Genomic DNA, 4,928 nt, shown 5'->3' with positions numbered 1-4,928 from the left:
GGTAGGCCCTCATGTCGCCGGCACAAGGTCATGCCTAGCGTCTGGCGAAGGAGCGGCTGAAGCTTTGTCCTGATTGGACGAGGTCCCGAGCGCTGCGAAGCCTTGCGTTCTCGTAGTTGTGCAGTGCCGTGGGTGTTGTGCCGCCGTCTGTGACCGCGTCGGCGAGGGCTTCGGCGTCGTAGAGGGATTCGGCGAACCCGCTGCCGGTCATGGGGGTCGGCACGTGGGCGGCGTCGCCGATGATCGCGACGCGGTCCCGGGCGAGCCGGGTGGGAACGTATTCGGCGATGGGCGTGCCGATGACGGCCCGCCTTTCGATGCTGTCGAGGATTGCATCGCTCCACGGGGCGGGGAACAAGCCGCGGGCCTGTTGGGCGAGCTCGCGGTAGGTCGCGTTCGGGATCCCGGCGGGCATGAGTGAGTGGCGTACCACGGTGCCTTTGACGCTGCCGCTTGAACGCAGCAGGTCGTTTCTGCTGGAGTCGTACCAGGCCCAGCCAAGGCGGCGTGATCCTGGGGCGAGGGAACCATTGGCGCCCGGAAGCGGATATCCGAGCAAGGTGTCACTGCCGCCGCCCAGGAAGGCCATGTCTGCCGGCCAGCGCCGGGCTCCGATGGCCGACTCGTCGGCGATTCCGATCCAGATGACGTAGCCCGCGAAGCTGGCATCCGGGTTGTCGGGTGAGATGTGCCGGCGGACCGTGCTGCGGTGGCCGTCGGCCCCGATCACGATGTCCGCGGTGATCCTCTGCCCGTTCGAGGTGATGACCGAGGCGGAGTGCGCGTCCTGGGAAACCTTGCTGACAGTGGTGTTTTGTCGCAATTCGATGAGAGGGTCTGTTTCGATGGCGGCGCGGAGCGCTCCGTGGACGGCGAACCATGTCTGGATGCCCGGTGCCAGGGGCTGCGGTACTTCTGATGTGTCGAGCCCGGTGATGCGTTCGAGGAGACCATCGGGGACCTGGAGGGCCGCTCCTGTTCGGCCCGTGTCATCGGAGCGTTCGACCATGGTGACCTGCACGCCTGCTCTTGAAAGCGCCAGGGCGCTCATGAGACCGCCGAGGGAAGCCCCGACGACGATTGCGGTGCCGGAGGGGTCGTGATGGTCGGTGGTCCCGGTCATGGGGCGGTGCTTTGTGTGCACGGTGGCTCTCCTATCTTGTTCTGCTGGTGCCCCGGTCCCTGCGACCCGCTTTCTTGGCGGGCCGCAGGGAAAACGAACGGTCAGGGCGTACGTCTCGTGTTCGAGCTGCGCGGCGGGTTCGGGTGCCTACACCGACTCCAGCATGGTGCGCCACGTCGTTCAGCGTGGCGTTTCGTCCTCGTCGTGCGAGAAAGTCCCAGCCGGCGGTAAGCAGGCGCTCCCGGTTGAGGGCTGCACGATTGCGCAAAGTTCGAGGAGGAGTGCTTACGGTGGGTGTGCGGGACATTCGGGAATCACTTCCCTGTTAGTTGGTACTGGTCAGTGTTGGTTGGACATGTCAGTTCTGGTCGATGAGAGCGCCGCGGCGGGTGAGGGTCCAGACCAGGAGTGCTATGACAATGATGCCCAGGGCAGTGCCGGTGATGAGGGTCCACCCGCCGGTGGCCCAGAGCGGCCCGGCGAGGGCGGAGCCGATCGCGCCGCCGAGGAAGTTGCTGACGACGATCGCGGTGTTCAGGCGGCTGCGGTTCTGACCGGGCAGGGACAACAGCCTGGTCTGGCTGAGCACGAGGGTGGCCTGCGCGGCGAGATCGAGCACGATGACGACTACGATCAGGCCGAAGACGGAGGACTGTGCCAGCCAGGCGCCGACGAGGGAGACGGCCAGGAGGGTCAGCGCGATTCCGGAGGCCGGTACTGACCAGCCTCGGTCGTGAAGCATGCCGGCCCGTCGTGCGGCGACTGCCCCGACGAGGCCCGCGAGGCCGAAGAGTCCGATCTGGCCGACGGTGAAGGAGAACGGCTGAGCGGACAGCAGAAAGGTCAGGGAAGTCCAGAACAGGGAGAACACGCAGAACGCGGAGGCGCTGATGAGGATGGTGGGAGCTGCGGCGCGGTGCTGGGCCACAGTGGTGAATACGGACCCGAGCAGACGGAAGTAGTTCGTGGCCGGTCGCTTTTCCAGCCGGGGGATCAGGAACGAGAGCACGACGGCGAGGGCGACGGTGAGGATGGCGGCCAGGACATAGATGGCGCGCCAGCCGACGTACTCCGCTACGGCACCGCTGATGGTGCGGGACAGGAGCACGCCGATGAGGGCTCCGGAAGCGATCGTGCCGAGCACACGCCCGCGCTGTTCGGGTGCTGCCAGTTCACTGGCCAGTGGGACCAGTAACTGCGCGGACACTGTGGTCAGGCCCACGCCGCCGAGCGCGGCGAGAAGGAGGGAGAACGTCGGTGCGACGGCAGCGCCAAGGAGGGCGATCGCCGACAGTCCAAGGATGATCGGGATCATGCGCTTGCGGTTCAGGACGTCGCCCAGAGGGACGATGAGGAAGATCCCGAGCGCGTACCCAAGTTGGGTGACGGTGACCAGTGACGCGGCGACAGCGGAAGAAACCCCAAGCGAGCTTGCGATCTCCTCGATGAGGGGCTGCGCCCAGTAAAGGTTCCCGACGGCGAGGCCAGCGGCGATCGCGAAGACGATGGTCCGCAGGCGGGTCATGCCATGGGCGGCAAGAGTTGTTGTCATGATGTTCTTTCTCAATGATCGTGTGCCACTCGTGGTTCGTGTGATGTTCGTGGCGGCAGGATCGGGCGGCGGGAAATCTTGGCTTTGGGAGGGTTGAGGTCGGCGCTTGATCGCCGTCTATATCTACGAGACCACGGTCCAGACCTGCCTAAACAGACCCGCCTAAGCCATGTACTGACAGGGCATGGTTACGCCCTGGCCCTCCGGCATACCGTTGAAGGCATGAGCACCCGAAATGACATCCAGGAGTTCCTGACCTCCCGGCGGGCCAGGCTGACGCCCGAGCAGGTCGGCCTGCAGTCCTATGGCCGCCGCAGGGTGCCAGGGCTGCGCCGCGAAGAAGTCGCGATGCTCGCCCAGGTCAGCGTCGAGTACTACAGCCGGCTCGAGCGCGGAAACCTCAGCGGTGTCTCCGAGAGCATCCTCGAATCCCTGGTCCATGCCCTGCGCCTGAACGACGTCGAGGAGCGGCACCTGAGGGACCTGATCCGTGCCTCCGACAACTCCACCCGCCCGAAGCGCCAACGCACACCGCACCAGCGTGTCCGCCCCACCGTCCAGCGAATGCTCGATGCCATGACGGACCTGCCCGCAGTGGTCCAGAACGGCAGGCTCGATATCATCGCGGCCAACCGGATGGGCCGGGCACTCTACGCCGCCCAGTTCGACACCGCGGTCCTGCCGCCGAACCAGGCACGCTTCGTCTTCCTGGACCCCCGCGCAAGGGACTTCGCACCCGACTGGGACCGCGCAGCGAACGAATGCGTCGCCCTGCTGCGGGCCGCGGCCGGCCGCGACCCGCACGACCGTCAGCTCTCGGACCTCATCGGTGAGCTCTCGACCCGCAGCGACGAATTCCGCATGCGCTGGGCCGCGCACAACGTCTACCAGTACAAAACCGGCTCAAAACGCGTCCGCCTCCCGGCCGTTGGAGAGCTCGAACTGGACTTCGAAGTCATGGAACTCATGGCGGATCCCGGACTGACGTTCATCACCTTCAGCGCCCAGCCTGGCACGCCGTCCCACGACGCCCTGCAACTGCTCTCCGCCTGGGCCGCTACTGAAGCCACCGCCCCCGCAGCCACAGAAATCCTCTAACCCCACCGGTCACCGCAGGCGGCATCAAAGCACTCAAAGTATTCGTCCGCCCCTAACGAAAGAACCTGAACCACATGAACATCACACTCAACAACGGCGTCAGCATGCCCGCCCTCGGGCTCGGCGTCTTCCAAAGCGCACCGGAAGAAACAACAGCTGCGGTCGAGGCCGCCCTGGCAGCCGGGTACCGGCACATTGACACTGCCGCCGGATACGGTAACGAACGGGAGGTGGGCGAAGGGATCCGCCGTTCCGGCCTGGACCGTTCGGAGGTGTTCATCGAGACCAAGGTATGGGTCAGTGACTACGGCTACGAGGAAACGCTGCGCGCCTGGGAGAAGGCGGTCGGAAAGCTCGGGGTGGACTACCTGGATCTGCTGATCCTGCACCAGCCGATGCCGGGCCGGTTCGAAAGGACCCTCGCCGCGTACAAGGCGCTGGAGACCCTGCTCGCCGACGGGCGCGTGCGGGCCATCGGTGTCAGCAACTTCATGCCGCACCACCTCAAGCAACTGCTGGCCCAGACCGACGTGATCCCGGCAGTGAACCAGGTGGAGCTGCACCCGTACTTCAGCCAGCCGGACGTCCAGGCAGCGGACGCCGAACACGGCATTACCACCCAGGCCTGGTCGCCGATCGGCGGCATCACCTTCTACCCCGGGTGGGGCGAGGAGGACCGGAAGAACGTCATGCAGGACCCGGCCATCGCCGCGATCGCTGAAGCGCACGGCAAGAGCCCGGCGCAGGTCATGCTCCGCTGGCACCTGCAGCAGGGCCGCTCGGCCATCCCGAAATCGACCAACCCGGCACGCATCGCAGAGAACTTCAACGTTTTCAACTTCGAACTGTCCCCGGACGAGATTGCAGCCATCGACGCGTTGGACACCGGCGTACGCAACGGCCCGGATCCCGACGTCTCCCACAACGAGTGGTTCGACTGGTCCATCCCCGAAGCCTAAGCACGACAGGAACCAGACCAGAGACAAGGAAGCAGCACGGAATACCGCTCGCTTGGCCGGACCGGAGTCAAAGTCAGCCATCGTCATCGACGAGGCCTGTGGCGGGGATCGTGGTGTCGTTCAGCGGCTTGGCGGGCTCACCGTTGTAGCTGCGGACACCACCGATCGGGGGGTGCTGGCGACATGAGGGCCCACG

The 4,928-nt window shown here is 65.7% G+C and carries 4 protein-coding genes; 2 read left to right on the top strand and 2 right to left on the bottom strand.

Annotated features, from left to right (window positions below; genetic code table 11):
• Positions 1-34 precede the first annotated feature (34 nt).
• The gene (locus tag RCH15_RS18850) at positions 35-1,144 is read right to left on the bottom strand and encodes an FAD-dependent monooxygenase (protein ID WP_326962182.1); all 1,110 of its coding nucleotides are present in this window, start codon (positions 1,142-1,144) and stop codon (positions 35-37) included.
• 337 nt (positions 1,145-1,481) lie between these two features.
• Positions 1,482-2,675: an MFS transporter gene (locus RCH15_RS18845; protein WP_326962181.1), complete on the bottom strand. Its 1,194-nt coding sequence runs from the start codon at positions 2,673-2,675 to the stop codon at positions 1,482-1,484.
• 222 nt (positions 2,676-2,897) lie between these two features.
• On the opposite strand from RCH15_RS18845, the gene RCH15_RS18840 reads away from it, so the two are divergent.
• Together RCH15_RS18840 and RCH15_RS18835 are read left to right on the top strand one after the other, a co-directional pair.
• Entirely contained in the window at positions 2,898-3,773 is an 876-nt protein-coding gene (locus tag RCH15_RS18840; RefSeq protein WP_326962180.1) for a helix-turn-helix transcriptional regulator, read from the top strand.
• Between the two features lie 74 nt (positions 3,774-3,847).
• Complete coding sequence (locus tag RCH15_RS18835; RefSeq protein WP_326962179.1) at positions 3,848-4,732, top strand: aldo/keto reductase; 885 nt, start codon at positions 3,848-3,850, stop codon at positions 4,730-4,732.
• The last annotated feature ends 196 nt before the right edge of the window (positions 4,733-4,928 follow it).

Origin of the sequence: Arthrobacter sp. MP_M4 (assembly GCF_035984855.1) — a bacterium.
Lineage (GTDB): Bacteria > Actinomycetota > Actinomycetes > Actinomycetales > Micrococcaceae > Arthrobacter.
Note: the sequence above shows the minus strand (reverse complement) of the source record. Positions and strands in the feature narration are given on the sequence as shown.

Excerpts from the sequence above, each read along its gene's own strand:
- RCH15_RS18840 (WP_326962180.1), top strand. The coding sequence starts at position 2,898 with ATGAGCACCCGAAATGACATCCAGGAGTTCCTGACCTCCCGGCGGGCC.
- RCH15_RS18835 (WP_326962179.1), top strand. The coding sequence starts at position 3,848 with ATGAACATCACACTCAACAACGGCGTCAGCATGCCCGCCCTCGGGCTC.
- RCH15_RS18845 (WP_326962181.1), bottom strand. The coding sequence starts at position 2,675 with ATGACAACAACTCTTGCCGCCCATGGCATGACCCGCCTGCGGACCATC.